This window comes from Arthrobacter sp. Z4-13, assembly GCF_054792705.1.
This window is the reverse complement of record NZ_CP096459.1, coordinates 3,888,134-3,914,340: the sequence shown is the minus strand read 5'-3', so window position 1 is coordinate 3,914,340 and position 26,207 is coordinate 3,888,134. Positions and strand designations below refer to the sequence as shown.

General features: G+C 66.9%; 26 protein-coding genes. 18 read left to right on the top strand and 8 right to left on the bottom strand.

The window, feature by feature from the left end; translation table 11 throughout:
* The first annotated feature begins 12 nt into the window (after window positions 1-12).
* Both M1E07_RS19930 and M1E07_RS19925 read left to right on the top strand, forming a co-directional pair.
* A complete protein-coding gene (locus M1E07_RS19930) occupies window positions 13-1,119 on the top strand; it encodes a WD40/YVTN/BNR-like repeat-containing protein (protein ID WP_461188329.1) in 1,107 nt (368 codons plus the stop codon).
* An 88-nt stretch (window positions 1,120-1,207) separates the two neighbouring features.
* Window positions 1,208-1,480 (top strand): MoaD/ThiS family protein, encoded by a 273-nt coding sequence (locus tag M1E07_RS19925; protein ID WP_461190449.1) that lies wholly within the window; start codon window positions 1,208-1,210, stop codon window positions 1,478-1,480.
* Window positions 1,481-1,580: 100 nt separating this feature from the next.
* On the opposite strand, the gene M1E07_RS19920 is transcribed toward M1E07_RS19925, so the two are convergent.
* Window positions 1,581-1,817: a hypothetical protein gene (locus tag M1E07_RS19920; protein ID WP_461188328.1), complete on the bottom strand. Its 237-nt coding sequence runs from the start codon at window positions 1,815-1,817 to the stop codon at window positions 1,581-1,583.
* A 179-nt stretch (window positions 1,818-1,996) separates the two neighbouring features.
* Here M1E07_RS19920 and M1E07_RS19915 point away from each other — a divergent pair, with 179 nt between their 5' ends.
* Window positions 1,997-2,404 (top strand): hypothetical protein, encoded by a 408-nt coding sequence (locus M1E07_RS19915; RefSeq protein WP_461188327.1) that lies wholly within the window; start codon window positions 1,997-1,999, stop codon window positions 2,402-2,404.
* 57 nt (window positions 2,405-2,461) lie between these two features.
* Here M1E07_RS19915 and M1E07_RS19910 read toward each other — a convergent pair whose 3' ends face one another.
* Window positions 2,462-4,156, bottom strand: a complete 1,695-nt coding sequence (locus M1E07_RS19910; RefSeq protein WP_461188326.1) for an alpha-amylase family protein — start codon at window positions 4,154-4,156, stop codon at window positions 2,462-2,464.
* On the bottom strand, window positions 4,153-5,196 hold the full coding sequence (locus tag M1E07_RS19905) for a TIGR03885 family FMN-dependent LLM class oxidoreductase (protein ID WP_461188325.1): 1,044 nt from the start codon (window positions 5,194-5,196) through the stop codon (window positions 4,153-4,155). The genes M1E07_RS19910 and M1E07_RS19905 overlap by 4 nt, the downstream gene beginning before the upstream one ends.
* 173 nt (window positions 5,197-5,369) lie before the next feature.
* Between M1E07_RS19905 and M1E07_RS19900 the strand changes: the two genes are divergently transcribed.
* Together M1E07_RS19900 and M1E07_RS19895 are read left to right on the top strand one after the other, a co-directional pair.
* Window positions 5,370-6,293 carry an AEC family transporter gene (locus M1E07_RS19900; protein WP_461188324.1) on the top strand — a complete coding sequence of 308 codons (924 nt, stop codon included), beginning with the start codon at window positions 5,370-5,372 and terminating at the stop codon, window positions 6,291-6,293.
* Window positions 6,294-6,347: 54 nt separating this feature from the next.
* Window positions 6,348-7,424, top strand: a complete 1,077-nt coding sequence (locus M1E07_RS19895) for an ATP-dependent DNA ligase (protein WP_461188323.1) — start codon at window positions 6,348-6,350, stop codon at window positions 7,422-7,424.
* 5 nt (window positions 7,425-7,429) lie between these two features.
* Here the strand turns inward: M1E07_RS19895 and M1E07_RS19890 are convergent, their stop codons facing one another.
* The 5 genes from M1E07_RS19890 to M1E07_RS19870 all read right to left on the bottom strand — a co-directional run bounded on the left by M1E07_RS19890 (window position 7,430) and on the right by M1E07_RS19870 (window position 14,002).
* Window positions 7,430-9,040 carry an ATP-binding cassette domain-containing protein gene (locus M1E07_RS19890; protein WP_461188322.1) on the bottom strand — a complete coding sequence of 537 codons (1,611 nt, stop codon included), beginning with the start codon at window positions 9,038-9,040 and terminating at the stop codon, window positions 7,430-7,432.
* Window positions 9,041-9,045: 5 nt separating this feature from the next.
* Window positions 9,046-9,876 (bottom strand): ABC transporter permease, encoded by an 831-nt coding sequence (locus tag M1E07_RS19885; protein ID WP_461188321.1) that lies wholly within the window; start codon window positions 9,874-9,876, stop codon window positions 9,046-9,048.
* Window positions 9,869-10,810 (bottom strand): ABC transporter permease, encoded by a 942-nt coding sequence (locus M1E07_RS19880; RefSeq protein WP_461188320.1) that lies wholly within the window; start codon window positions 10,808-10,810, stop codon window positions 9,869-9,871. The genes M1E07_RS19885 and M1E07_RS19880 overlap by 8 nt, the downstream gene beginning before the upstream one ends.
* Window positions 10,811-10,833: 23 nt before the next feature.
* The gene (locus tag M1E07_RS19875) at window positions 10,834-12,360 is read right to left on the bottom strand and encodes an ABC transporter substrate-binding protein (protein ID WP_461190448.1); all 1,527 of its coding nucleotides are present in this window, start codon (window positions 12,358-12,360) and stop codon (window positions 10,834-10,836) included.
* Window positions 12,361-12,682: 322 nt separating this feature from the next.
* Entirely contained in the window at window positions 12,683-14,002 is a 1,320-nt protein-coding gene (locus M1E07_RS19870; RefSeq protein WP_461188319.1) for an MFS transporter, read from the bottom strand.
* A 231-nt stretch (window positions 14,003-14,233) separates the two neighbouring features.
* Between M1E07_RS19870 and M1E07_RS19865 the strand changes: the two genes are divergently transcribed.
* The 13 genes from M1E07_RS19865 to M1E07_RS19805 all read left to right on the top strand — a co-directional run bounded on the left by M1E07_RS19865 (window position 14,234) and on the right by M1E07_RS19805 (window position 26,050).
* A complete protein-coding gene (locus M1E07_RS19865) occupies window positions 14,234-15,061 on the top strand; it encodes an IclR family transcriptional regulator (protein WP_461188318.1) in 828 nt (275 codons plus the stop codon).
* A 147-nt stretch (window positions 15,062-15,208) separates the two neighbouring features.
* Entirely contained in the window at window positions 15,209-16,090 is an 882-nt protein-coding gene (locus M1E07_RS19860) for a shikimate dehydrogenase (RefSeq protein WP_461188317.1), read from the top strand.
* Window positions 16,090-17,970 (top strand): bifunctional sugar phosphate isomerase/epimerase/4-hydroxyphenylpyruvate dioxygenase family protein, encoded by a 1,881-nt coding sequence (locus M1E07_RS19855; RefSeq protein ID WP_461188316.1) that lies wholly within the window; start codon window positions 16,090-16,092, stop codon window positions 17,968-17,970. Before M1E07_RS19860 ends, M1E07_RS19855 begins: the two co-directional genes overlap by 1 nt.
* 40 nt (window positions 17,971-18,010) lie before the next feature.
* Window positions 18,011-18,883 carry a protocatechuate 3,4-dioxygenase subunit beta gene (gene pcaH, locus M1E07_RS19850; protein ID WP_461188315.1) on the top strand — a complete coding sequence of 291 codons (873 nt, stop codon included), beginning with the start codon at window positions 18,011-18,013 and terminating at the stop codon, window positions 18,881-18,883.
* A 4-nt stretch (window positions 18,884-18,887) separates the two neighbouring features.
* Window positions 18,888-19,454, top strand: coding sequence for a protocatechuate 3,4-dioxygenase subunit alpha (gene pcaG, locus M1E07_RS19845; RefSeq protein ID WP_461188314.1), 567 nt, complete (start codon window positions 18,888-18,890; stop codon window positions 19,452-19,454).
* Window positions 19,451-20,914, top strand: coding sequence for a class-II fumarase/aspartase family protein (locus tag M1E07_RS19840; protein WP_461188313.1), 1,464 nt, complete (start codon window positions 19,451-19,453; stop codon window positions 20,912-20,914). The genes pcaG and M1E07_RS19840 overlap by 4 nt, the downstream gene beginning before the upstream one ends.
* The gene (locus M1E07_RS19835; RefSeq protein ID WP_461188312.1) at window positions 20,907-21,734 is read left to right on the top strand and encodes an alpha/beta fold hydrolase; all 828 of its coding nucleotides are present in this window, start codon (window positions 20,907-20,909) and stop codon (window positions 21,732-21,734) included. The genes M1E07_RS19840 and M1E07_RS19835 overlap by 8 nt, the downstream gene beginning before the upstream one ends.
* Window positions 21,731-22,186, top strand: coding sequence for a 4-carboxymuconolactone decarboxylase (pcaC, locus tag M1E07_RS19830; protein ID WP_461188311.1), 456 nt, complete (start codon window positions 21,731-21,733; stop codon window positions 22,184-22,186). The genes M1E07_RS19835 and pcaC overlap by 4 nt, the downstream gene beginning before the upstream one ends.
* Window positions 22,183-23,397, top strand: coding sequence for a thiolase family protein (locus M1E07_RS19825; protein WP_461188310.1), 1,215 nt, complete (start codon window positions 22,183-22,185; stop codon window positions 23,395-23,397). The genes pcaC and M1E07_RS19825 overlap by 4 nt, the downstream gene beginning before the upstream one ends.
* Before the next feature lie 4 nt (window positions 23,398-23,401).
* Window positions 23,402-24,091, top strand: coding sequence for a 3-oxoacid CoA-transferase subunit A (locus tag M1E07_RS19820; RefSeq protein WP_461188309.1), 690 nt, complete (start codon window positions 23,402-23,404; stop codon window positions 24,089-24,091).
* 1 nt (window position 24,092) lies between these two features.
* On the top strand, window positions 24,093-24,797 hold the full coding sequence (locus tag M1E07_RS19815; protein WP_461188308.1) for a 3-oxoacid CoA-transferase subunit B: 705 nt from the start codon (window positions 24,093-24,095) through the stop codon (window positions 24,795-24,797).
* A gap of 45 nt (window positions 24,798-24,842) precedes the next feature.
* Window positions 24,843-25,643 carry an IclR family transcriptional regulator domain-containing protein gene (locus tag M1E07_RS19810; RefSeq protein ID WP_461188307.1) on the top strand — a complete coding sequence of 267 codons (801 nt, stop codon included), beginning with the start codon at window positions 24,843-24,845 and terminating at the stop codon, window positions 25,641-25,643.
* Window positions 25,644-25,717: 74 nt separating this feature from the next.
* The gene (locus M1E07_RS19805; RefSeq protein ID WP_461188306.1) at window positions 25,718-26,050 is read left to right on the top strand and encodes an MmcQ/YjbR family DNA-binding protein; all 333 of its coding nucleotides are present in this window, start codon (window positions 25,718-25,720) and stop codon (window positions 26,048-26,050) included.
* Window positions 26,051-26,207: the final 157 nt, after the last annotated feature.

The following is a 26,207-nucleotide window of genomic DNA, read 5'->3' as shown; positions in this document are numbered from 1 at the left end:
GGCGGTGGTTGCATGGTGGTCATGACAACCGCAGAGAGTTTTGTCTTGGCGATCGGGACCAAAAAGGGCCTTTGGCTGGCCACCAGCGAGGACAGGCGCCAATGGTCATTCACTGGCCCGCATTTCCTGATGAGTGAGATTCCCAGCATTGGGATCGATACAAGGGAAGGCCGCACACGCATTATGGTGGGGGTCCGAAACGAGCACTGGGGACCTACTGTTGCCCATTCGGACGACTTGGGTGCCACCTGGTCCGAACCAGAGCAGGGCGCCATTAGGTTCCCCGAGGATACCGGCGCCGCGCTGGAGCGGATCTGGCAGATTTATCCGGACGCAGAGTCCCGTCCGGGTGTGGTGTGGGCAGGAGCCGAGCCCATCTCGGTCTGGAAGTCAACCGACGGCGGCGAACACTTTGAACTCAACCGCGGCCTCTGGGACCACCCCCACCGGAGCGAATGGGGTGCCGGTTACGGCGGGGCGGCCGCCCATTCCATCGTGGCCCACCCCGCCCGCGACACCGTGCACGTAGCCATGAGCACCGGCGGCGTTTACCGCTCGCTCGACGGCGGCACCTCCTGGGAAGCGCGGAACCGGGGAATTTCGGCCTACTTCATGCCGGACCCCAACCCCGAGTTCGGCCAGTGCGTCCACAAGATAGCCGGGGACGCCGCCGTCGACGGCCGCCTGTACGCGCAAAACCACCACGGTGTCTACCGTACGGATGACAACGCCGAGAGTTGGAACTCCATCGCCGAAGGCCTGCCGGCCGACTTCGGATTCGTGATGTTGACCCATCCCCGCCGGGAAGGTACTGCCTGGGTTGTCCCGCTCAAGGCCGACGGTGAGCGTATCCCGCCCGACGGCGAGCTGGCAGTGCACCGCACGGACGACGCCGGTGGCACCTGGAAGAGGCTCAGCAACGGGCTGCCGACAGCTGAGTACAACAGCGTGCTGAGGGACGCCGCCTCCGTGGATACTGCGGAGCCCGCGGGGGTCTACTTTGGTACCCGCGGCGGCACGGTCTACGCCAGCGCGGACGAAGGGGAGACGTTCGCCGAGGTGGCGGCCCACCTGCCGGATGTACTGTGTGTCCGGGCAGCAGTGGTGGCCGGTGCCTGACAGCACGATGCCGGACAACGCGTCCGCCCGGACCAGGAGGCCGACGGCCGGCAACAGCGGGCAGTCCGGCGCTGAGCCGGGCATCACAGTGGTGCTTCCCAGCATCCTGCAACCCCTGGCCGGCGGGCAGTCCGAACTGACTGCGCCCGCCAGCGGGCCTTTAACGGTGGCAAAGCTGCTGGATTTTGTGACGGCGGGCTATCCTGTGCTCGCCCGGCGGCTCCGTGACGAGACGGGAACGTTGCGGCGCTTCGTGAATATCTATGTGGCCGGTGACGAGGTACGGCGGCTGCAGGGCTTGGACACGGAGGTGGCACCCGGCCAGGAGGTGCTGATCATCCAGTCGGTGGCCGGTGGGTGACGCCTGGCCAAGCATGCTTCGCGGGCGGCGGGCAGTCCTTACTGACTACACCCGCCGTCGCGGTTGTGTGCACTCCACAAAAGCCGGATGGCGTCCAGGTTCAGGCGACCCGCCACACGCTGCATTCGTCTGCATTGACGGCTTTCCGCAGGCCCGTGATCCGGTCGAGGATCCAGACGACGCCGATGCCCGGCGCTGTTTCCTGGACGCTGCCACGGCGGATCACTACGTCGTCATAGGAAGGGCCCACCGAGAGGCGGGCTTCAATTTCATCGCCGCGGCGGAGCTGGTCCAGGGCGCGGACTCTGGTTACATGGGCTGCTGCTTCCTTCAACATGGCGGGGCCTCCTGGCTGGAGCTGGTGCCGGCTCTTGCCTGCACTACCAAGTGTGGACGGCCAATGTTGCCAGCCGGTTTCCCGCCGGTTAGGTGCCGGTTAGTTCTTCGAGCCGGCCTTGTTTCTCCGGCACGGCAATTGTCCGCGGGCCGGCAGGCGGAGGCACCTAAGGTAGTGCCATGGATATCGTGCAGGGGATCTGGGCAGGGATGCTCGGGGCCGCATCGCTCGCGCCACTGGCCACGTTCGGCGTCGTTTTGGTGGCCTACCTGACGTATCGGCAAAGATCGCGCGCAGACCGACGGGACCAATGGTGGAAGCGCGCGCAATGGGCCATTGACTCCGCACTTAACGACGCCGACCCGCAACGGCGGCTGGCGGGTTTGAAGGTGCTGGTCCAGCTCATCGGCAGCGACCTGGCTACTGAGGAGGACGCGGACCTGATGAGCGCCCTTGCGGTGGGCATCCGCGACCAGGAGCAGGACGGCCGGCGCACAGTGACAGTGTCCCTGCCAGTGAGGGAGCGGATCCTGGGCGAAGCTGAACGTCTGTTGGCGGTGTCCTCCGCCCGCCGACTCCCGTCCTGACCGGGCCTCCAGCGGCCTCCTGACTGCTGCCGTGCCGCCCGCCGGACATCTGCACGCTCAGGGCGCCAACCGGTCGCCTTTCCCGTGCACCCGGTACCAGCGGTAACCGTAACGTCCCAGCTCAACCGTGAAGCCGCCGTCGGGCTCCAAAGGCACGTTGTCGCCGTCGAACAGGTCCAGCAGGATTGCGCCCTTGAACGCCTGCCGCGGCCCGTCTTCCGGTCCGGCGTTGCCGGCGACTTTCACCGGTTCCCCGCTGAGGTTGTGCAGGAGGACCAGGGTGCCGCCGTCGGAGCTGCAGGTGTGCGCGAAGACGGCGGGCTCGGGCTGGTCGATGATGGCGAATTCGCCCCAGCCCAGTTCCGGGGATTCCCGGTAACGCTGGATCAGGGTGGTCATAAAGTTGAACAGCGAACCGGGGTCGCGTTTCGCGGCGGCGGCGCTGATACGTTCCGGCCCATAGTCCCCGCGCACCAGGGGCGCCACCAGGTCCGAGGCCTTGGCACTCGAGAAGCCGCCGTTTTTAGCGTCGCTCCACTGCATGGGGGTGCGCACCGCGGCGCGGCTCTTCTGCTTGAGGTCTTCACCCATGCCGATCTCCTCGCCATAGAACAGCACCGGGGTGCCGGGGAGGGAGAACATCAGGGAGTACACCATGCGGAGGCGGTCCGGGTCGCCGCCCAACATCGGGGGAAGCCTCCGGCGCAGGCCGCGGCCGTAGATCTGCATGTTCTTCTCCGGCCCGAACGCGGCGAACACCTCCTGGCGCTCGCCGTCACTGAGCTTGTCCAGGGTCAGTTCGTCATGGTTGCGCACGAACATGGCCCACTGGTTGTCGGGATGCAGTGCCGGGCGGCTCTTGAGCGTCTCGGCCAGCGGCCGGGCCTCCTGCCGGGCCAGCGACAGGTAGATGTGCTGCATGGACAGAAAGTCGAACTGCATGTTCAGCTCATTGCCCTCCGGCCCGCCGAAGTACTCCAGTTGCTCCTTGTATGGCAGGTTCACCTCGCCCAGCAGCACTGCGCTGCCGTTGCGTCGGCTGACGAAACTGCGCAGCGCGCTGAGGTATTCGTGCGGATCCAGGTTGGCCGCCTCGTCCTTGGGCTGGCCGCGGGTCTCCAGGAAGAAGGGCACTGCGTCGAGCCGGAAGCCGTCCAACCCGAGTTCCAGCCACAGGCCCATGGCCTTGGCGATTTCGTTCCGCACCGCTGGGTTGGTTACATTCAGGTCCGGCTGGTGCTTGGCGAACATGTGCAGGTACCACTCCCCGGTGGCGTCATCCTGGGTCCACAGCGAGGTTTCCTCGCCGGGGAACACCACCTCCGAGGACGTGTCCGGAGGAGTGTCGCTCCGCCACACGTAGAAGTCCCGGTACGGGTTGTCCTTGGATTTCCGGGCCTCGATGAACCACGGGTGCTGGTCCGAGGTGTGGTTGACCACGAAGTCCGCGATGACCCGCATGCCGCGGTCCCTGGCCGCCCGGATGAACTCGACCAGGTCCCCCATGGTGCCCAGCCGGGGATCTACGGTGAAGAAATCCGTCACGTCGTAGCCGTCGTCCCGGTCCGGCGAAGGGTAGAACGGCATCAGCCAGATGCAGGTCACGCCCAGGGCGGCCAGGTAGTCCACGCGCTGAGTGAGGCCGGCGAAGTCGCCGATGCCGTCGCCGTCGTCGTCAAAGAACGTCTCAACGTCCAGGCAGTAGACCACCGCATTTTTCCACCAGAGGTCCGAGGTTTCCGCGATCCTCATGCGGAAGCACCGGACGACGGCGGTTCGGCAGCGGCCGCCGCAAGCTGCGGCACAGCGTGGACACCGGCAGGGATTCCGCCGGGTGTGCGCAGCTGCGGGAGGACCTCTCCGGCGAACGTGTCGATAAACGGTGCCTGCTCCTGGCCCACAAAATGCAGGTAGAGCTCGTCGAAGCCCAGCTCCGCGTACCCGGCAAGCCAGTCCACGTGCTGTTCCAGGCTTGCTGAGATGTTGACTGTTGTGCGGACCTGCTCCTCCGTCACGTGTTTGCCCACGAGGTCGAAGTGTCCGGCCGTGGGCAGGTCCCACGGGATGGGCGGATCATAGGTGTTGGTCCGCCACTGGTCGAGGGCAACGGCAACTGCTTCGTCCTCGTTCCCGGCCCAGGACAAATGCACCTGCAGGACAGCCTTGCCCCGCCCGCCGTAGTCCCGGTAGGCGGCCAGCATGTCCTTGAGCTTGTCGGCAGGCTGGTTCACGGTGACCAGGCCGTCCGCCCAGGAGGCCGCCCGGCGCGCGGTGTCCACGCTGACCGCTGGAGCGATGAGCGGCGGGGGATTGTCCGGAACGTCCCAGATCCTTGCCTGTTCCACAGTCACCAGGCCGCGGTGGGTGACCTCCTCGCCCCGGTGCAGGCGCCGGATGACCTCAACGCTTTCCTCCAGCCGGCGCTGGCGGATGTCCTTTGCCGGCCACCCGTCACCCGTAATGTGCTCGTTCATGTTCTCGCCGCTGCCGGGAGCGAACCAGAAGCGGCCCGGGAACATGCTGGCCAGGGTGGCTGAGGCGTGGGCAATGATGGCCGGGTGGTAGCGCTGTCCCGGCGCCGTCACCACTCCGAAGCGGAGCTTTGTTGTGGCCAGCGCAGCCCCCAGCCACGACCATGCGAACCCCGAGTGCCCCTGCCGGGCGGACCACGGCTCGATGTGGTCCGAGCACATGGCCGCGTCGAAGCCGACGCGTTCCGCGTGCTGGACGTCCTTAAGCAGTTGGCCGGGACTGATCTGTTCATGGGAGGCGTGGAAGCCGACGGTAACCATCCTTAACCTCTACCGTCCGGCGTGGTGCTGTGTCGAGGATTTTCTGGCGTGCATCGCCGAGGTGGGACCGGCGTGCCTGCGGCACGCCGCTTGTCGGATAAGTTTGTAACTTGTAGTACTGCGCTTCCCCGGAACTCCTGCGCAGGCGGCGGAACTGGAAGGAAGTACCACTCGTGGGCGGTGTGCTGATCGGGCTGGCGGTGATCGGCGTCGTCATTGCAGTGGGGTACATCGCCGCACGGTGCGGGCTGGGCGGGGAGCCCACGGTTTCGGCACTGACGCGGACCGCCTTCTTCATCACCAACCCCGTCCTGCTGTTCACGGTGGTCCTGGAATCCGACATCACTACGGTCTTTTCCGCCTACGTTCCGCTGGCGCTGATCACCGCGGCCGCCACCGCTCTGCTCTACGTGGTGGTTAGCCGGCTGTGGTTCCGGCGGCCGCTGGCTGAGACCACTATCGGTGCGATGGCCAGTTCCTACGTGAATGCCAACAACATCGGCATTCCCATCACGCTGTATGCCCTGGGAGATGCCACCCCGGTGGCACCCGTCCTGCTGGTTCAGCTGCTTTTATTTGCACCACTGGTCCTTACCGTGCTGGACCTCTCTGAGGCCGGCCGGTTCGCGCCGCGCCTGCTGCTCACCCAGCCGTTCCGGAATCCCATGATCATCGCCTCCCTCCTGGGAGTGGTTCTGGCCGCGTTCAAGGTGGAGCTTCCTGATCCGGTAATGGCGCCGCTGACGCTCCTGGGCGGCGCGGCGGTCCCGGTGGTGCTGCTCGCATTCGGTATGTCCCTGCGCGGTACCCGCATGCTGCAAAGCGGCGGGCACACGGCCGAAATCCTCACTGCCACCGCGCTGAAGTCCGCGGTGATGCCGGCGGTGGCGTTCGTCGTCGGCCGCTTCCTTTTCAACCTGGACCAGCACATGCTCCTGGGCGTGGTGCTGATGGCGGCGCTGCCGCCCGCACAGAATGTGTTCCTGTTTGCCAGCAAATACGGCAGGGGAGTGGCAGTGGCGCGGGAAAGCATCCTCATTTCGACGGCGGCGGCCGCCCCGGTGCTGGTCCTGATCGTCTGGTTGCTGGCGGGGTAAGCCGCACGCCCTCTGGGGTTCCGCGAGTGGCTGACTCCGGGCAAGAATGGGCACATGGAACTTCCTGTGATGCCGCCCGTCCCGCCCATGCTCGCCAAGGCCGTCAGCGGCATCCCGGAAGGGCGCCTCAGTTACGAGCCAAAGTGGGACGGCTTCCGGTCCATCATCTTCCGTGACGGCGACGACCTGGAAATTGGCAGCCGAAATGAAAAGCCGATGACCCGCTACTTCCCGGAGCTGGTTGAGGCGCTCAAGGAAAACCTGCCACCGCGCTGCGTGGTTGATGGCGAGATCATCGTGGTGGGCGCGTCAGGGGACCGGCTGGATTTTGATGCCCTGCAGCAGCGCATCCACCCCGCCGCCAGCCGTGTGAAACTGCTCGCTTCCCAGACACCCGCCTCGTTCGTGGCGTTTGATCTGCTGTCCTTGAGCGACGATGACTACACGGACCGGCCCTTTACCGAGCGTCGGGCGGCGCTTGAGAAGGCACTCGCAGCCAGCCAAGCCCCGGTCCACCTCACCGCCGCCACCACCGACAAGGACATGGCAGAACAGTGGTTCCGGCAGTTCGAGGGGGCCGGCCTGGACGGAATCATAGCCAAACCGCTGGACGGTAAGTACCAGCCGGACAAGCGGGTGATGTTCAAAACCAAGCACGAGCGCACAGCCGACTGTGTGGTGGCGGGCTACCGCGTGCACAAGAGCGGGCCGGACGTCATCGGCTCGCTGCTGCTCGGCCTCTACAAGGACGACGGCGGCCTGGCCAGCGTGGGGGTGATTGGCGCTTTCCCCATGAAGCGCCGACAGGAGCTGTACGAACAGCTCCAGCCGCTGGTCACCGATTTTGACGGCCACCCCTGGGCGTGGGGCAAACAGGAGGAAGGGGAGCGGACCCCGCGGAATGCCGAAGGCAGCCGCTGGAGCGCCGGGAAGGATCTCTCCTTCGTGCCGTTGCGCCCGGAACTGGTGGTGGAGGTCCGGTACGACCACATGGAGGGGGACCGGTTCCGGCACACGGCCCAGTTCAACCGCTGGCGGCCGGACCGGGACCCGGAATCGTGCACCTACGCGCAGCTGGAGGAACCGGTCAGCTTCGATCTCGCGTCCGTATTGGAAACCGGCCGGCCATAGCGCGACTATGGCTTCGCAATGTCCAGGACACTCCACAGTCCGTCCGCCCGGCAAGGAATTGAGGCTTCCACCAGGGCCTGGCTGTGCTTGTGCTGTGGCGCCGCAAAAAAGTCCTTGGTTTCCGCAACCTCAACCACGCGCCCTTCGAGCAGCACAGCCACCCGGTCGCACATGTACCGCACCACGTCCATGTCGTGCGAAATGACGATCAGGGACAGGTTGCGCTCGCGCTGCAGCCGCAGCAGCAGGTTAAGAATGGTGCGCTGCGTGAGGGCGTCCAGTGCCGAGGTAGCTTCGTCACAGATCAGGACCTGCGGCTCCAGCAGCAGGGCCCGCGCGATTGTGGCGCGCTGCAACTGGCCGCCGGAGCACTGCCCGGGGCGCTTGTCCAGCAAAGCTGCATCCAGCTCCACCTCAGCCATCGCGGCGGTGATCCGCTCGTCCCGGTGTTCCGGCGAAAGGTCATGATGCGCGCGCAGCGGGGCCTGAAGGCTGGTGCGGAGCGTCATCCGCGGGTCAAACGCGCCGTGCGGTTCCTGGAACACCAGCTGCACGGCCGTTGCCTCACGTGGTCCCGCAGCATCGAGCTGCCGGGTGATGGTTCCCGTGCTGGCCGTGTCCAGGCCCACGATGGCCTTGGCCAGGGTGCTCTTGCCGGAGCCCGACTGCCCCAGGACGCCCAGGATTTCCCCGCGCCGCAGGGTCAGCGACACATCCTGCAGCGCGGCATGGCCCAGCTTCCGCCGCGGCCCGAAGTGCTTGCCCACACCCTGCAGCACCAGGATGTCGCGTTCCCTGGAAGGCGGACGACGGCGGGACTCCGGCGCAAGGCGCGCGGCAGCCAGCAGCTCGCGGGTGTAGGCCGTCCTGGGCCGGGTAAGGAGCGCACCGGCAGGTCCAGCCTCCACAATGCTGCCCGAGTTCATGACGAGCACGCGGTCGGCGAAGGCGGCAACGGAGGCGATGTTATGGGTGATGTAGAGGACGCCCAAGCCGCGTTCCCGGCGTTCCCTGTCCAACAGCTGCAGGATCTGGCGCTCCAGCACCTTGTCCAGCGCCGACGTCGGCTCATCTGCCAACAGCATCCCGGGCCGCCCGGCCAGGGCCAGTGCCGTCATGGCCCGCTGGGCCATACCGCCGGACAGCTGGTGCGGGTAGGCCCGGATCCCCTTCACGGGATCGGCGAAGCCCACCTCGTCGAGCAGCTCCAGAGCCTTGCTGCGCGCCTTCGTGCCGCGCAGTCCGGCGTGCAGGCGCAGCGGCTCCTTGAGGTGCTGCTCAATGGTCCGGTTCGGGTTGAACATGCGTTTGGGCTGCTGGAACAGCATCCCCAGCCGTCCGCCGCGCACCGAGTTGAGCTCCTGTTCGGACGCGCGGGTCAGGTCCAGGTCCCCCAGCCTGACGGAACCGCCGGTGATGCCCAGGCTGGGCGGCAGCAGCTGCAGGCAGGACATCGCAGTCAGCGTCTTGCCGGAACCGGAACTGCCCACGAGCGCAACGAACTCACCGGGATCAACGGACAGGGAGACGCCGGACAGCAGGTCCTTGCCGGAAGTCCCGCCGTCGGAAGCTCTGTGGCTCACCTCCAGGTCCTCCAGGACCAGGCGCGTGTTCACGGAGCTCATTTTTCCGCAGCCTGCGGCATCAGCAGCGGTGCCGCGGCCATGTGGGCTGCCCGCTGGCCGATCAGGGTTACGCAGAGGGCCACGGTAAAGATCACCAGGCCGGGGGCAAGGATTCCCATGGGGGCGCGGTCCGCGAACGGTTGCGCTGCCGCCAGCATGGAACCCCAGTCCGACTGCGGGGGCTGGACGCCCAGGCCCAGGTAGGACAGCGCGCCGACGCTGATGAGCAGGTGCCCGAACCGCAGTGTCGCCTGGCCCAGGATCGGGGCTGCGAGGTGCGGCAGGACGTGCCGGAAGACAATGAACGACGGCGTGCAGCCCACCACGCGCGCAGCGTCAACGAAGCCCCGGGCCGAGACGTCGTACGCCAGGGTGCGGGCGAGCCGGGCAAAGGGCGTCCACCCTGTGACCACAAGCGCGAGCAGCAGCGGCCCGAAGCCTGTGCCCAGCGCCGCCACGATGAACAGCGCCACCACCATTTCCGGCAGGGCCAGCAGGACGTCGTTGGTGCGGGTCAGGAATTCATCCACCCAGCCGCGCCGCCTCGCACTCAGGATGCCGATGGCCACGCCCAGGAGGCACGTCAGCAGGGTTGCCAGTGCCGCCACGGACATGGAGAACCGGCCGCCTTCGAGGATCCGGCTGAGGGTATCCCGGCCCAGGTTGTCCGTTCCCAGCCAGTGCCCGGCCGACGGCGGAGCAAGGCGTTCAACCAGGTTCTGTTCCGCCGGCGGATAGGGCGAGACCCACGGGGCCAGGAGTACCGCCAGCACAATGAGGGCAAGCACCGTCGTTGCAAGGGTGGTGACGTTCAACCATTTACGCAAGGGACGCTCCCACCGTGCGGCTGAGGAACCGGTGCACGAAGTCCGCCAGGGTGGTGACGCCGACGGCGAGTGCCACCACTACCACCACGCCGCCCTGGGCCAGCGGGATGTCGCTGTTGACCACGGCGTCGAAGAGCAGCCTGCCCATGCCGGGCACCGCGAAAATGACCTCGACGATGACTGATCCGCCCAGCAGCCCCGCGAACCACACGGCGAACAGGGTGGACAGCGGCACCAGTCCGTTCGGCACCACGTGGCGGAGGATGGCCTGGCCTTGGCTTAGGCCGCGTGCCCGGGAGGCCGGCACGTGTTCCGCGGCTGCGGCGTCGATGATGCCGGCCCTTACCGCCGAGGTGAAGAAACTGATGGGACGCAGGGCCAGGGTCAGTGCGGGCAGGACGGCGGACGAGAGATCGTTCCATCCTGCGGTGGGCAGCAAGGACAGCTTCAGGGCGAAGACCAGCACCAGCACGGGAGCCACCCAGTATTCCGGCATGGCGATCAGGGCCTGCGTTACGGCGGTGATTGCCTTGTCCGCGGTGCTTCCCGGCCTCAGTCCGGCAATGATTCCCAGCGGGAGCGATACCGCCGCGGCCAGGACCAGTGCCATGGTGACCAGGCTGAGCGTGACGGAAAGTGCCGGAAGCACCTGCTCAGCCACAGGGGTGCGGCTGACGAAGGACAGGCCCATGTCACCGCTGAAGAAGTCCCCCAGCCAACGGAAGTACTGGACGGCCAGCGGGTCATTCAGGCCCAGGCTCTCGCTGAGTCCCTGCACGGCGGACTCGTCGACAGCATCGCCCGCCACCCGGGAGCGGATGATCTTCCGCACTGGATCACCTGGGGTGAAGTACGGGATCAGGAAGACCGCGAAAGAGGACACCACAACGGCGGCCACCAGGGTGGCCGTCCGTTTAGTGATGAACTGCAGCATTCGCGGGATTCCGGAGAGTTGGACTAGGACGCGGTCTTGCCCGTCTTCGCCGTCAGGACGTAGCGGGACAGCGGGTCCTGGACGTAGGAGAGGACGTTGGTGCGGATCGCGTCAGTTGCCTGTTCGTTCACCAGCCAAGCGTTGACCGCCTTGTCCTGGAGGATCTGGCCTGCTTCCGCGTACAGCTTGTAGCGCTCGTTCGTGTCCACTGTTGTGGCGGCTTCGGCGATAATCCGGTCGTACTCCGGGTCGCAGAAGTGGCTCAGGTTGTATGTGCCTTTGCAGGTGTAGTCCGCGGTCAGGAACCCGATGGGGTCCGCGATGTCGATCAGCCGGTTGCGCTGGCTGAGCAGCATGTCGTAGTTCCCGGCCAGGACGTCCGGCTCCGCCGAGGCGTATTCCTTGGACGTGATGGTGACCGGGATGCCGATCTTCTTCAGGTTCTCCTGGACGACGGCGGCAACATCGGCAAACTCGGCACGCTCCACGATGGCGATAATTTCCAGGGGGCGGCCGGCCGTGTAGCCGGCATTGGCGAGCAGCTTGCGGGCTTCCTCGAGGTTCTGCTGCTGCTTGTCCTGCTTTTCGCCGGTCCAGGGCTCGGAGGGCGCGAAAGGTCCGGTGGCCGGGAGGGCGGCACCTTCGTAAACGCTGGCAGCGAGGGCATCGAGGTCCAGGGCGTCCCGGATGGCCTTGCGGACGTCGACGTTGTCCAGCGGTGCGCGGCCGTTGTTCATGTAGAGCGTGGCAGTGCGGGGGGAATCGGCGCCCAGCACGGAGACGCCGTCGTCCGCCTTCAGCGCGGCGAGGCTGGCGACGGGGATGGACAGGGAAATGTCCGCTTCCCCGGTCTGCACCTGGGCGGCGCGGGTGGCACCGTTGGTGATGAAGCGGATTTCGGCGCCGGCGAGCTGCACGTCGCCGCCCCAGTAGTTCTCGTTGCGGTCCAGGGTCAGGGACTGCTTTGCCTTCTCGGAGACGGGAGTGAAGGGGCCGGTGCAGTGGCCGAACGGGTCCAGGCCTTCGGCCTTGTAGGCGGCGGGTGCCAGGATCCCGGTGTTGACGCTGGCCAGCCGGTACGGCACCAGCGGGTTCTCGGCCGGCGTGCTGACGCGGACGGTCTGCGCGTCCAGTGCGGTGACGCTGCTGATCATGGTGCGGTTGAAGGCCCGGGCGGGGACCTTCGCGTCCAGCACGTGGTTGAGCGCTGACACGACGGACTCGGCGGTGAGCCCGGTGCCGTCCTGGAATTTGACGCCCGGACGGATGCTGAAGTCCCAGTCCAGGGGTGAGGTCTGCTTCCACTCGGTGGCCAGCGAGGGGAGGACCTTGCCCTCGGCCTGGTTGAAGGTGGTCAGCGTCTCGAGGCAGCCGGCCAGGGACAGGATGTAGGCGGCGTCGGACTCGACGGCCCAGTTGGCTACCGGCGCACGGAAGTTGTCGACGACGATGCGCTGGCTGGTGTCGGCCGCTGCGGCGGACTGGGAGGCCTGGGTCTGGGTACCGCTGAAACCGCAGCCGGTAAGGGTCAGGGCAGCCGCCGCAGCCATCAGGACGCGGGGACGGAGGTAGGAACGCACAGAAAACCGCCTTGGAGGGCTGCCGGGGGGAGGGGCAGAAATAGAAAAGGGGACTACTTAGGGTAGCCTTCCTTTCCGGCAAGCCGTGAATTGATGACGTGCCTGCTCAGCGCCGGGTCAGCGCCGGGGAAGGGAAGCGGTACGCCGCTGCCGGGACACGCCGTCGTACGCTCCTGCCCGCTTGCCCGCCAGGCTGCTGGCGCCCCGGGCACCGGAAAGCCCGCCACTCCGGGGGAATGGCGGGCTTTGGCGGAAGGAATTTGGGGGAGCAGCATAGGTGCTCCCGCAAAAATTACTTCAGGCCGAGCTGCTTGGTGGGAACCTTGAACGTTTCCTTGGCGGTGAGCGCGGAGATGGCTGCCACTATGCAGATGACGGCGGTGAAGATGCTGATCTGCACCCAGCCGCCGGGCTTGATGCCGCCCATGGCCGCCACAATGGCGGGGGCGAATCCTGCCATCAGGAAGCCGAGCTGGGTGCCGATGGCCAGGCCGGAGAAGCGCACCTTGGTGCTGAACATCTCGGCGTAGAAGGACGGCCAGACGGCGTTGGAGGCTGCGTAGCCGCAGGAGAAGAAGCCGATGGCGGCCAGGAACATCAGCGGCACGCTGCCGGATTCGAGGCTGAGCAGGAAAACGGGCGTCAGTGCGGCGCTGGCGAGGGCGCCGTAGATGAAGACGGGCTTGCGGCCGATCTTGTCCGCCAGCATGCCGAACAGCGGCTGGGTGCTGAGTGCCACGAGGTTGGCTCCCACCACGAGCCACAGGGTGGTGGTGCCGTCCACGCCGGCCACGGTTTTGGCGTAGCTGATTGCAAGGGTGCCGAAGACGGTGGAGACGGCGGCGATGAAGGCGCAGCAGATGACCCGGAGGACGTCGCGCCAGTGGCCTTTGAGGAGGTCGGCGACGGGGAGCTTGGAGATCTGGGCGGTTTTCTGGGCTTCCTCGAAGGCCGGCGGCTCGTGCAGGGTGCGGCGGATAAAGAACGCCACCACTACGACGACGGCGCTCAGCCAGAAGGGGATGCGCCAGCCGATGCCGTACTTGATCTCGTCCGGAAGTGCGAGCACGGGGATGAAGACGAGGGCGGCGAGGATCTGGCCGCCCTGGGTGCCGGTGAGGGTCCAGGAGGTGAAGAAGGAACGGCGGTTATCCGGGGCGTGTTCCAGCGTCATGGAGGAAGCGCCCGCCTGCTCGCCTGCGGCGGAAAGGCCCTGGCAGAGCCGGGCGAGCACCAGCAGTGCCGGAGCCCACCAGCCAACGGTGTTGAAGTCCGGAAGGCAGCCAATCAGGAAGGTGGAGGCGCCCATCAGGAGGAGGGTGAACATCAGGACCTTCCGCCGGCCCACCCGGTCGCCGAAGTGGCCCAGGATGACCGCTCCTACGGGCCGGGCCACGTAGGCGAAGCCAAAGGTGGCGAAGGACATGATGGCCGCGTTGGCGTCAGCATCCGGGAAGAAGACCGTGGGGAAGATGAGGGCGGCGGCGGAACCGAAGATAAAGAAGTCGTAGTATTCGACGGCGCTGCCCAGGAAGCTGGCGAGGGCTGCCTTCTTCGGCGTCCCGGCCGGGGCAGCAATGCCCGGCTCAGCGGACGGAAGTATCTGGCTCATGGAGTTCCTTTGATGTGACGACTTTGTCGCGGATGGATCAGGACTCGCAGCCGGCGCTGCCTGGGGGTGGTGGCTTGGCGCGGCACGGCTGGAGGTGCGGGAGAACCCGGACAGTAGCCACATTGTGGGAGCTACTTGTGCGATACAGCAATAGTGGCTGTGAGGGCAGTCACTTGTCAAGAAAATAATCACGCTCTGGCAATAGCTCTCACATTGTGGCAACATCGAGGTATGAGTGTGAACCAAGCCACAGCAGACGACGGAGTCGCTGAAGACGAAACTCCTGCCAAGGCGGGGCGGTCAGCTGACCGGACGGACATGGTGGGCAAAGCCCTGGGCCTGCTGGTTTTGCTGGGTGATGAGCCGAGGGGTGCGAGTGCGGCGGAAATCTCCCGCCGGGCCCAGCTGCCCTTCAGCACCACCTACCGCCTCCTTGCCTCCCTAACCCGGGACGGCTTTGTGGACTACGAGGCCGAGGGGCGCCGGTATCACCTGGGCCTGCGGATCTTCCAGCTCGGCCAGCGGGTTTCCAACCACCATGGCTTCGCCGGGACTGCAATGCCTGTCCTCCGCCGAGTGACCGAGCAGACGGGGGAGGCCACTATCCTCAGCGTCCGGGACGGCCACCACCACCTGACCGTGAACAAGGTGGACGGCCCAAAAATGTTCCGGGTGACCAGCGATCCGGGCCACCTCGGCTCCCTCTCCACCACCGCCGTCGGCAAGGCCCTGGTGGCGTTCGCCGAGGACTCCGAGCGCGAAAAGCTCCTCGCGGACCTTCCGCTCGAGCCGCTGACGGAAAAGTCCATCACTGACAGGGAGGCTTTCCACGCCGAAATCGAACTCGTCCGGCGCCGGGGGTTCGCGGTGATGGATGAGGAGAATGAGACCGGCATGCGCGCTGTGGCCGTCCCGCTGTTCAACGACCAGGGGCACGCGTTCGCCTCATTGGCCACCGCCGTCCCCGTCTTCCGGCTCAGCCTTGAGGAGCTCGAAGCGCACGTTCCCCTGCTGCAGGAAGCGGCGGCGGAGCTTGCCGCCAGGTTGCCCCAGCGGTAAGGGCTTTGGTCTGCTCCGCCCTCCCGGGCTTCGTTTCGTTCGTATGTAGAACATGCGTGCGGTCAGTGAACAAATCATGTATCGTAATTTCCATCACCCGGCAGCAGCCCCGCAGCAGCCAGGTGTCGTACCAAAGGAGCTGCACGGATGAGTAATCGAACTGAGTCCTACCTTGTGGGACTGGTCGGCGATGGCGTGATGCCGTCACTCACCCCGCCCATGCACGAACGCGAAGGTGATGTGCAGGGCCTGCGCTACCTTTACCGGCCCATCGACTTGCTGGAGTTGGGCCTTCCCGGCGAGTCCGTGGGCCAGCTGTTGCAGAGTGCCCGCAGCCTGGGCTTCAACGGCCTGAACATCACCCACCCCTGCAAGCAGTTGGTCCTGCAGCATTTGGATGAGGTATCCCCGGACGCCCTCCGGTTGGGCGCCGTCAACACCGTGGTGATCCAAAATGGCCGGTTCGTCGGCCACAACACCGATTTCTCCGGCTTCGCGGCCGCCCTCGCCTCCGGTCTTCCCGGTGCCGGGCTGGACCGCGTGGTGCAGTTGGGGGCGGGCGGCGCCGGGTCTGCGGTGGCCTATGCCCTGCTGACCGCCGGGGTCCGCCACCTGGACCTGGTGGATATGGATGCCGCCCGCGGCGCGGCCCGGGCGGCTGAACTGGCCGGCTTCTTCCCGGAGAGCACTGTCACGGCGCGTACGGCCGTGGAGCTGCCGCAGCTGATGCCGCTGGCCGACGGCCTGGTGCACTGCACTCCTGTGGGCATGGCAGCGCACCCGGGCGTCCCGCTGGACCTGGAGCTGCTGGAATCCCGCCACTGGGTAGCGGACATTGTCTACCGCCCCATCGAAACCGAACTGGTCCGGGCTGCCCGCGCCAAGGGCTGCGAGGTGCTGGACGGCGGCCGGATGGCGGTGGGCCAGGCAGCCGATGCGTTCCGCATCTTCACCGGCCTGGAGCCTGATCCGGATCGCATGCGCTCGCACTTCCTGGAGCTCGTCGCCGCCGAAGAGGTGGCCGCCTGATGCGTACGGGAATCGCCACTGTCTGCCTGTCCGGCACCCTGAAGGAAAAGATGCAGGCCTGCGCCATCGCAGGTTTCGATGGCATCGAGATTTTTGAGCAGGACCTGGTCACCTCACCCCTCAGCCCCGAGGACGTCCGCAAGATGGCTGCAGACCTCGGCCTGGGCCTGGACCTCTACCAGCCGTTCCGTGATTTCGACGGCGTCACTCCGGACCTGCTGAAGGCCAACCTCCGGCGGGCGGAAGCGAAGTTCAAGCTGATGTCCCGGCTGGGCATGGACACCATCCTGGTCTGCTCCAACGTTGCCACCGCTACCATCGACGACGACGGCCTCCGCGCCTCCCAGCTCACCGAACTCGCGGAGCTGGCCGGGGACCACGGCGTGAAGGTCGCCTACGAGGCCCTGGCCTGGGGCAAGTACGTCAACGACTACGAGCACGCGTACCGGTTGGTGGAGATGGTGGACCACCCCAACTTCGGCACCTGCCTGGACTCCTTCCATATCCTTTCCCGCGACTGGGACACCGCACCCATCGAAAACATCGACGCGGAGAAGATCTTCTTCGTCCAGGTTGCCGACGCCCCTAAACTCTCCATGGACGTCCTGTCCTGGAGCCGCCACTACCGGGTCTTCCCGGGCGAAGGCCAGTTCGAGCTCGCCAAGTTCATGGGCCACGTGGTCCGCGCCGGGTACACCGGCCCGGTTTCCCTCGAGGTCTTCAACGACGTTTTCCGCCAGTCAGATGTTGAACGCACCGCCGTGGATGCCATGCGCTCGCTGATTTGGCTGGAGGAACAGAGCGCCAAGTGGCTCGCAGGCTCCTCAGCGGACGGTGCGGCCGCCAACGGCGCCGCCTCCCGCCGTCGTTATCCCATGGAACTGGCCACGCTGCCCAAGGTAAGCGAACCGGCGGGCTTCAACTTCGCAGAAGTGAAGGCCGACGACACCGCCCAGCTCGAGAAGCTCCTGGGCCAGCTCGGCTTTGCTTTTGAGGGACGGCATCGCACCAAGGACGTCCAGCTCTGGAGCATGGGCCAAGCGCGGGTAATCATCAACGAACAGGCGGCGACCCACGCCGAGCCGGCCATCGCCGCCCTGGGGTTCGACGTCGATTCTCCCGTGATTGCCTCTGCCCGGGCCCAGCAGCTCAAGGCGCCGGTGGTGGCGCGGAAGGTCCAGGCCGACGAGGAAGTGTTCCAGGGCATCTCCGCCCCGGACTCCACGGAGATCTTCCTGTGCCAGGGCAGCCCGGACGGCACCGCCGCCTGGACCCATGAGTTCGGTGAGGGGCTTGGGCCCGCCGGCAGCATCGGGCCTGGCGCTGTTATTGACCACGTGAACCTGGCCCAGCCCTGGCAGCACTTCGACGAAGCCGTCCTCTTTTACACCAGCGCACTCGCCCTTGAGCCGCAGCCGTTCGCGGAGGTGCCGAGCCCCAGCGGCCTGGTGCGCTCGCAGGTTATGCAGACCTCCGACGGCGCGGTGCGGCTGGTCCTGAACCTGGCACCCCACCAGCAGGCGCCGGCCCAGCAGGCGCACAAGACGTACCAGGAACACATCGCGTTCGCGGTGGGCGACCTCGTGTCCGCGGCCAGGTCCGCCCGGGAGCGCGGCCTTGAGTTCCTGCAGATTCCAGCCAATTACTACGAGGACCTGGACGCCCGCTTCGACCTTGAACCGGGATTCCTGGCCACCCTTCGGGAGCTCAACCTCCTGTACGACCGGGACGCCAGCGGGGAATTCCTCCATTTCTACACCGCCACCGTGGGCAGTGTGTTCTTCGAAATGGTGGAACGCCGCGGCGACTACGACGGCTACGGGGCGCCCAACGCCCCTGTCCGCCACGCCGTCCAATACGACTCGCTCCACCGCTTCTGAACCACACCACCTAAGAAACCACCCACGAAAGGAGCCAGCCGTGCCGCAGGACATCAACACCCAAGCTGAGACCGACGAGCTCGTACCGGCCGCCGAACCCCACGCAGCGCACGTGACCCTGGACCGCGCCGTCGAGACCCAGGCTGATCTCAGTGCAGAGATTAACGGACTCGCCGACGCCTACGCGCGCGCCCTCAAGGATGGCGCGCCGGCCGAAACCCAGCCCCGGCTCGACTACCCGCCCTACCGCAGCAGCATCCTGCGCCACCCCACCAAAAGCCTGCACCACACGGATCCGGAAACCATTGAGCTGTACTCCCCGGCCTTCGGCCACCAGGACGTGCACGCCCTGGAATCGGACCTCACCATCCAGCACAACGGCGAACCCCAGGGTGAGCGGATCATCGTGGCCGGCAAGGTCCTGGACGGCAGCGGCCGCCCCGTTGTGGGCCAGTTGGTGGAAATCTGGCAGGCCAACGCGTCCGGCCGCTACATCCACAAGCGCGACCAGCACCCGGCCCCGATCGACCCCAACTTCACGGGCATCGGCCGCTGCATCACCGGCCCCGACGGTTCCTACCGGTTCACCACCATCAAGCCCGGCGCCTACCCGTGGAAGAACCACCTGAACGCCTGGCGCCCGGCGCACATCCACTTCTCGCTGTTCGGCACCGAGTTCACCCAGCGCATCATCACGCAGATGTACTTCCCCGGCGACCAGCTCTTCCCGCTGGATCCGATCTACCAGACCATCGTGGACCAGGACGCCCGTGACCGGCTGGTGGCCGACTACGACCACAACCTCACCGAGCCTGAGTGGGCGCTGGGCTACAACTGGGACATCGTCCTGACCGGGCCCAAGCGGACCTGGACCGAAAACGAGGCACTTGGTGCAGAAGGCGATGAGGAATAGGCACATGAGCAACCAGACCACCCAGCTTGTCCCCACCCCCGGCCAGACCGTAGGCCCGTTCTACGGCTACGCGCTGCCGTTCGAGAAGGACAACGAACTCCTGGCCCCCGGCTCACCGGGATCCATCCGCCTCCAGGGCACCGTGTATGACGGCGCCGGCGAGACCGTTCCCGACGCAATCCTGGAAATCTGGCAGCCCGACGCCGAAGGCAACGTGGTTCAGAAGACCGGCTCGCTGGTCCGCGACGGCTACACCTTTACCGGCTGGGGCCGCGGATCCGTCGGCTACAGCGGCGTGTACACCTTCACCACCGTGAACCCGGGCCCGACGAAGCCGGGGGCCGCGCCGTTCATCTCGGTGGCCCTCTTCGCCCGCGGGCTGACCAACCGGCTCTTCACCCGCATCTACCTCCCGGAAAACGAGGAGGCCCTGGCCAATGACCCGCTGCTTGGCTCGCTGGAACCGGAGCGCCGCAAGACGCTCATCGCCCGGCGCGATGCCGACGGCGGCCTCACCTTTGACATCCGCCTTCAGGGTGAGGGCGAGACAGTTTTCCTGGACTTCCAGTGACTGAAACGGCCAGTTCAGTGGGCGACGTCGGCCTGCTCAGCCCTGTCTCGGCGTCGCCTCGTGTGGCGGCGCTGACGGGGGACCGGGCAGTGCTGGCGGCGATCCTCGCCGTCGAGTCCGGCTGGGCTGCCGTGCTGGAAAAGGCGGGCCTGGCACCCGCCGGTGCTTCCGCCGTCGTCTCCTCCGCCGCTGAGGCGGGCCGTTACGATCCTGCCGGCCTCGCGCGGCGCGCCCAGGGTGGCGGCAACCCCGTAATCCCGCTGCTGGCCGACCTGCGCAAGCATGTCGCGGCGCTGGATAGCTCCGGTGTCGGGGCCGGGAAGGCCGTGCACACCTCGCTGACCAGCCAGGACGTGCTGGACACGGCGCTGATGCTGGTTGCCCGGAACGCCGTCGAGGCGCTCCTGGCCGACTTGAAAGGCACCACGACGGCGATCGCCACCTTGGCGGAGCAGCATGCAGACACGCTGTGCGTGGGCAGGAGCCTGACGCAGCATTCGCTGCCGTTCACGTTCGGGCTCCGGGCGGCGCAGTGGTTCCACGGTGCGGCTGCCGCTGGACGGCACCTGGACAACCTGGAGTTTCCGGTCCAGTCCGGGGGTGCTGCCGGCACCCTGGCCGCAGGAAGCGTCCTGACCTCCGGTTCATCGGAGACGGCCTTCAGCCTCGCTGATGCCCTGGCATCCCAGCTGGGCCTCGCCCCTGCTCCGGCGCCTTGGCACACCAACCGCCTGGCCATCACGTCGCTGGGCCACGGCCTCGCTGCAGTGCTGGATGCCGCCGGCAAGATCGCCGCTGACGTCCTGTTCCTGAGCCGTCCCGAGGTGGGCGAGCTGGCCGAGCCGCGGGCCGCCGGCCGCGGCGTCTCCTCGGCGATGCCGCAGAAACAGAATCCGGTTCTGTCCGTGCTGGTCCGCAGCGCAGCGCTTCAGGCACCCCAACTGGTGGCACAACTGCATTTGGCCGCCGCCAACTTCAACGACGAGCGCCCGGACGGTGCGTGGCACACCGAGTGGCCGGCCCTCCGGCAGCTGCTGTCCCTGGCCCTCGGCGCCGCCGGCCACATCCGGGAGCTCGCCGAGGGGCTGCAGGTTTTCCCGGACGCCATGCGCCGCAACCTGGACCTTGCCGGTCCGTTGCTCCTGGCCGAAGGGGTGGGTGCCGCCGTTGCGCCCCTGCTTGGGGACAAGGACGGACGCAACGGCAAGCAGCAGCTCCAGGCCGTGGTGGACCAGACCCTGCAGGCGCCGCCCGCGGAACAGGCCGCCACGTACCGCAAACTGCTCCGCGAAGCCGTCCCGGCCAGCGCGCTCACCGACCTCCGGCTGGAGGAACTCCTCAACCCGGCCAACTACCTGGGCGAGGCAACCGAAATCTCCCGGCGCATCCTTGCCGCCTTCCCCGGCTTCGCCGCCAATCCATCTGCAGACACCGACTCGAAAGGAGCCCGCCGTGGCTAAACCTGCCTTGAAAGCCGCCCTCCTGTCGCCCCAGCGGCCCTTGGGCGGCCACCCGCTCCTTGTGGTGGGCTCGTCCCTGGGCACCTCCTCCATCCTGTGGAACCGGACCGCATCCCTGCTGGGGAACGACTTTGACGTGGTTGCCTGGGACCTGCCCGGCCACGGTGTCTCGCCTGCCGCAACAGAAGCATTCGACGTTGGCGCCTTAGCCGACTCGGTGGTGGACCTTCTCGATTCCATCGCCCCCGGAGAGTCCTTCCACTACGCCGGTGTCTCCCTGGGCGGCGCCACCGGCCTGCAGTTGGGCATCAAGCACGGCGAACGGCTGAAGAGCCTGTCAGTGCAGTGCAGCGGCGCGAAGCTGGGCACGCCGGAGGGTTGGCTGGAGCGGGCCGAAACGGTCCGCAGCCAGGGCACACCGGTGATGATCCAGGGCTCGGCGGAGCGCTGGTTTGCCCCGGGTTTCATGGACCGCGAACCCGAGCTGAGCAGCCGTCTCCTGCACGCCCTCCGCGACGCCGACCGCTTCAGCTACGCCTTCTGCTGTGAAGCACTGGCAGCCTTCGACGTCCGCGGGGAACTGGGCAGCATCCAGGTCCCCACCCAGGTCATTGCCGGGGCACTGGACGGCGTGGCCCCGCCGTCGTTCGCTGAGGAAGTTGCGGCAGGCATCACCGCCGGTGGCGGCACCGCCACCGCCGTCACGCTCGAGGGCGTGGCGCACCTGGCTCCCGCCGAGGCCCCGGCGCACGTGGCGGAGCTGATGCGTGGCCTTCTTTCCTGGGCAGAATCCCGGGAATCGCGGGGAGCAAGCGAATGAGCGGCATGGAACAGCAGGGCGCCGAACGCCACGGCGTGGTCCAGCCCGGGGCCACCGGCCAGGAGATTTACGACGGCGGGATGGTGGTCCGCCGCGAAGTCCTGGGCGACGCGCACGTGGACCGCGCCAACGCCAACAAGGACGGGTTCACCGAGGACTTCCAGGACATGATCACGCGGATCGCGTGGGGTGGCATCTGGACCCGCCCCGGCCTGACGCGGCAGATGCGCTCCGCCGTCACCATCACCGCAATGGTGGCGCACGGGCACTGGGAGGAGCTGGCCATGCATATCCGCGCGGCCCTCACCAACGGACTGAGCAGGGACGAGGTCAAGGAAATCCTGCTCCAGACCGCCATCTACTGCGGCGTACCTTCCGCCAACACCGCCTTCAAAACCGCGCAGCAGGTGTTCCATGAAATGGACAACACCGGAATGGATACAACCCCATGAACCAGGCTTTTGTGTACGACGCCGTGCGCACCCCGTTCGGCAAATTCGGCTCCGGCCTCGCCGCCGTCCGCCCGGATGACCTTGCCGCGCACGTCATCAGGGAATCCGTGAAGCGGGCCCCCGGGCTCGATCCCGAGCGGATCGACGAGGTGGTGTTCGGCAACGCCAACGGCGCCGGCGAGGAGAACCGCAACATCGCCCGGATGGGCACCCTGCTGGCGGGCTTGCCGGTGTCCATTCCGGGCACCACCGTGAACCGGCTTTGCGGCTCGTCGCTGGACGCGGCGATCATCGCCTCGCGCCAGATCAACGCCGGTGACGCCGACCTGATGCTGGTGGGCGGCGCCGAATCCATGTCCCGCGCGCCCTGGGTCCTGCCGAAGACGGAGAAACCCTACCCCGCTGGGGACATGACCCTGGCCTCCACCACCCTGGGCTGGCGCCTGGTCAACAAGGCGATGCCGAAGGAGTGGACCATCTCCCTGGGCGAGGCCACCGAACGGCTGCGCGAGAAGTACGGCGTGACGCGCCAGCAGCAGGACCAGTTTGCCGCAGACTCGCACAACCTGTCCGCCGCCGCCTGGGACCAGGGCTTCTACGACAACCTGGTGGCCCCGGTGCCGGGAACCGACCTGGTCCGGGACGAGGGCATCCGCCCCGGTTCCACCGCGGAGAAACTCGCGGCTTTGAAAACGGTCTTCCGCAATGAGCCCGAAGGTGCAGAGGTGGGCGGCACCGTCACTGCCGGGAATGCGTCCCCGCTGTCCGACGGCGCTTCCGCGGCCTGGATCGGATCCGAGGGTGCCGCCGGGCTGCTGGGCCTGGAGCCTCTCGCCCGCATCACGGGCCGCGGCGCGCACGGCAATGACCCCCAGTACTTCGGGTTCGCCCCGGTGGAAGCGGCGAACAAGGCCCTCGCGAAGGCGGGCATCGGCTGGGACCAGGTGGGCGCCGTCGAACTTAACGAAGCGTTCGCCGCGCAGTCCCTGGCGTGCATCAACGCGTGGGGCATCGACCCCTCCATCGTTAACCGGCACGGCGGGGCCATCGCGATGGGCCACCCGCTCGGCGCCTCCGGAACCCGGATCCTCGGCACGCTGGCCCGGTCCCTGCAGGCCTCCGGTGAACGGTGGGGCGTCGCGGCGATCTGCATCGGTGTGGGCCAGGGCCTGGCCGTGGTGCTCGAAAACGTAACTGCTCGAAAGGCGTAGGGGAATGCTGAACTTCGTAGATTCGGTCCAGGCGGCCGTGGCCGGGATCAAGGACGGCTCCACCGTGATGATCGGCGGGTTCGGCAACGCCGGGCAGCCGTTCGAACTGATCGACGCACTGATGGACTGCGGCGCCACGGACCTGACGGTAGTGAACAACAACGCCGGGCAGGGCGATCAGGGCCTGGCGCTGCTCATTAAGGAGGGCCGGGTAAAGAAGATGATCTGTTCCTTCCCGCGGCAGTCCGACTCCTGGCACTTCGACGCCAAGTACAAGGCCGGCGAGATCGAACTGGAACTCGTGCCGCAGGGCAACCTGGCCGAGCGCATCCGCGCCGCCGGGGCCGGCATCGGCGGGTTCTTCACGCCCACCGGGTACGGCACCATGCTCGCCGAAGGCAAGGAGACCCGCATCATCGACGGCCGCGGCCAGGTCTTCGAGACGCCCATCCACGCCGACGTCGCCCTGATCAAAGCCCTCAAGGCGGACGGCAAGGGCAACCTCGTCTACCGCAAGACCGCACGGAACTTCGGCCCCATCATGGCCGCCGCCGCCAAGCACACGATCGTCCAGGTGTCCGAGATCGTCCCGACCGGCGGGCTGGACCCGGAAAACGTCGTCACCCCCGGAATTTACGTCAACAGCATTGTCCGGGTTGCCGGCAGCGGCGAAAAAACAGAGAAGGCGGCCTGACATGAGCGTTCAATCCAAGGACGTGCAGTCCAATGAAAAGTCCCTCCAGACCTCTGACGGCCCACTCGGCCGCGACGACCTTGCCCGGCTCGTGGCGAAGGACATCGCCCCGGGATCCTTTGTGAACCTTGGGATCGGCCAGCCCACCCTGGTATCCAACTACCTTACGGAGGAGCAGAACATCACGCTCCACACGGAAAACGGGATGCTCGGCATGGGCCCGGCCGCCGAAGGGGACCAGATCGACGGCGACCTCATCAACGCCGGCAAGATCCCCGTCACCGAACTCCCCGGCGCCTCCTACTTCCACCACGCCGACTCGTTCGCGATCATGCGCGGCGGGCACCTGGACATCTGTGTCCTGGGCGCCTTCCAGGTCTCGGCCACCGGTGACCTCGCGAACTGGCACACCGGGGCACCCGGGGCCATTCCCGCCGTCGGCGGCGCCATGGACCTCGCCACCGGTGCTAAGGACGTGTTCGTGATGATGACCCTGCTGACCCGCGAAGGCGCCTCCAAGATCGTGGAAGCCTGCACCTACCCCCTCACCGGCGTCGGCTGCGTCACCCGCGTTTACACGGACAAGGCAGTGTTCCTCACCGGACCCGACGGCGTCACCGTCCGGGAGACGTTCGGCTGCACGCTCGAAGAGCTTCAGGAACTCGTGCCCGTGCCGCTGAAGGCTGCCGCCGCCGTCGGTGATTGAGCTGCAAAAAACCTGAGTCTGTCGCCGCCCCTAGGATTGGTAACCATGACCAACGCAGCAGTAGGTACCCCGCAGGCCAGCGACCAGTACGTCCAGTCGCTGGCCCGCGGGCTCGCCGTGATCCGCGCGTTCGATACCGAGCACCCCGTCATGACCCTTACCGAGGTGGCAGCCCGGACCGATCTGACCCGGGCCACGGCCCGGCGGTTCCTGCACACCCTGGTGGAACTCGGCTACGTGCGGACCGACGGCAAGACCTTCGCCCTCACGGCCAAGGTGCTCCAGCTTGGGTACGCGTACCTGTCCGGATTGTCCCTGCCGCAGCTGGCCCAGCCACACCTGGAGGAGCTGTCCCTGAAGCTGGGGGAGTCGACGTCGGCCGCCGTTCTGGACGGGATCGACATTGCCTACATCGCGCGCGTCACCACACGCCGCATCATGACCATCGGCATCACGGTGGGTACCCGCTTCCCGGCATACGCCACCTCCATGGGGCGGGTGCTGCTGGCCCACCTTCCGCCGGAAGACCTGAAGACATACCTTGCCGCGGCGGACATCAAGCCGCTCACGTCCAAGGCTTTGGGAACCGTCCCCGAGCTGCTCGCCGTCCTGGATACCGTTCGCGCACAGGGCTGGTGCCTGCTGGACCAGGAACTGGAGCTGGGCCTGATGTCCGTGGCAGCGCCGGTCTACGACGGATCAAAGGTGGTGGCCGCAGTGAACGTGTCCCTGCAGGCACAGTCCGTGGCGGCGCAACCGGACCCGGACGCCTACCTCTCGTCGGTGGCCCAGGAAATCGTGGCGACGGCGAAGCTCGTCTCCGCGGATCTGACCGCCCGGGGCTGACTTCCCCCATCTCCCACCCTCCTGGGTATGGCCGGCTGTTGTCGACCCGCCGTCCACGGTGCAGACTGTGGCTCATGGCCACAGAAGACGACGTCAGGAACGCTGCCCTGGCGCTGCCGGGAGTCACCGAGCGGCTGAGCTGGGGCCAGCCCGCGTGGTTCGCCAAGTCCCTGCTGGCCCGGATCTGGGAGCCCGGCATCCTCACGGTCAAAACGGAAGAGCGTGAGGCCCTGGCCGGAACCGAACCGGATACCTACTTTTGGACTCCGCATCACGAGCGCTCACCCCAGCTGGTGCTGGTCCGGTTGGACCGGATCGATGGGCAGCTGCTGGAGGAACTGCTGGAGGACTCCTACCGGCTCGCGGGAGGGGAACGCAGCCGACGCCGGCAGCCGGGGGGCCAGTAAGGTAACTGTTTGCCATCCAAGCCCGCCGCCCTACTCCCGCCGCAGCGGTGCGGGCCATAGACTCTAGCCAACTACGTGCAGCAGCGCCGCTCCGCGAAGCCCGCTGATCCAGACGAACCAGGGTACTGGCCCGGCAGGGCGGCGCTGCCGTACTCGT